This window comes from Bhargavaea sp. GQ12 (assembly GCF_059758705.1).
Genome location: NZ_JCAXEU010000043.1, coordinates 1 through 1,025, shown reverse-complemented (window position 1 = coordinate 1,025; position 1,025 = coordinate 1). Strand labels below are relative to the sequence as shown.

Here is a 1,025-nt window from a genome sequence, read left to right as displayed (position 1 = left end):
AAAAGATTCGGTATACGAATACAATGTCTGTTTTATCCGGTTTTGAAAGAACAAATAAAAAGCTTGCCAAATCCTTTAGACTTGGTATAATAATATTTGTCCTTTTAAAGTGAACACGGTCCGGTAACGATGGCGAAGAGGTCACACCCGTTCCCATCCCGAACACGGAAGTTAAGCTCTTCAGCGCCGATGGTAGTCGGGGACTTCCCCCTGCAAGAGTAGGACGTTGCCGGGCCGTTGATCACAAATATGTATACATAATCCGGAGGATTAGCTCAGCTGGGAGAGCATCTGCCTTACAAGCAGAGGGTCGGCGGTTCGAACCCGTCATCCTCCACCATTTTAATAATTATGCCGGCCTAGCTCAATTGGTAGAGCAACTGACTTGTAATCAGTAGGTTGGGGGTTCAAGTCCTCTGGCCGGCACCATGTTTTCCGAGCCATTAGCTCAGTTGGTAGAGCATCTGACTTTTAATCAGAGGGTCGCAGGTTCGAGCCCTGCATGGCTCACCATTTTCCTCTGATTCAGAGACATGCGGATGTGGTGGAACTGGCAGACACGCTAGACTTAGGATCTAGTGCCTTCGGGCGTGGGGGTTCGACTCCCTTCATCCGCACTTATTTTTTGAATAATTGATGACGCGGAAGTAGTTCAGTGGTAGAATACCACCTTGCCAAGGTGGGGGTCGCGGGTTCGAATCCCGTCTTCCGCTCCATCTTATCGGGAAATAGCTCAGCTTGGTAGAGCACTTGGTTTGGGACCAAGGGGTCGCAGGTTCGAATCCTGTTTTCCCGACCACTATATGGGGCCTTAGCTCAGCTGGGAGAGCGCCTGCCTTGCACGCAGGAGGTCAGCGGTTCGATCCCGCTAGGCTCCACCATGAACCTTGAAAACTGAACAGCAAAACGCTGATGAACGAAGTTCCCGGAACCCGACCCCGTCGGGCGAACGGAACGAATGAAATGCCAGTTTTAAAGTATGAGCTTACTCATACTCTCTTATGGAGAGTTTGATCCTGGCTCAG

The 1,025-nt window shown here is 50.2% G+C and carries 7 tRNA genes and 1 rRNA gene; all 8 read left to right on the top strand.

The features are described from left to right. The first annotated feature begins 119 nt into the window (after nt 1-119). Nucleotides 120-235 (top strand): 5S ribosomal RNA (rrf, locus tag AC6CHQ_RS16285). A gap of 29 nt (nt 236-264) precedes the next feature. Next, a tRNA-Val gene (locus AC6CHQ_RS16280) sits at nt 265-340 on the top strand. A 13-nt stretch (nt 341-353) separates the two neighbouring features. After that, a tRNA-Thr gene (locus tag AC6CHQ_RS16275) sits at nt 354-429 on the top strand. Nucleotides 430-437: 8 nt separating this feature from the next. Further along, nucleotides 438-513 (top strand) — tRNA-Lys (locus tag AC6CHQ_RS16270). A gap of 22 nt (nt 514-535) precedes the next feature. After that, nucleotides 536-617 (top strand) — tRNA-Leu (locus AC6CHQ_RS16265). Between the two features lie 24 nt (nt 618-641). After that, nucleotides 642-716: transfer RNA gene (locus tag AC6CHQ_RS16260), tRNA-Gly, on the top strand. Between the two features lie 6 nt (nt 717-722). Further along, nucleotides 723-799: transfer RNA gene (locus AC6CHQ_RS16255), tRNA-Pro, on the top strand. A 6-nt stretch (nt 800-805) separates the two neighbouring features. Beyond that, nucleotides 806-881, top strand: a tRNA-Ala gene (locus tag AC6CHQ_RS16250). Nucleotides 882-1,025: the final 144 nt, after the last annotated feature.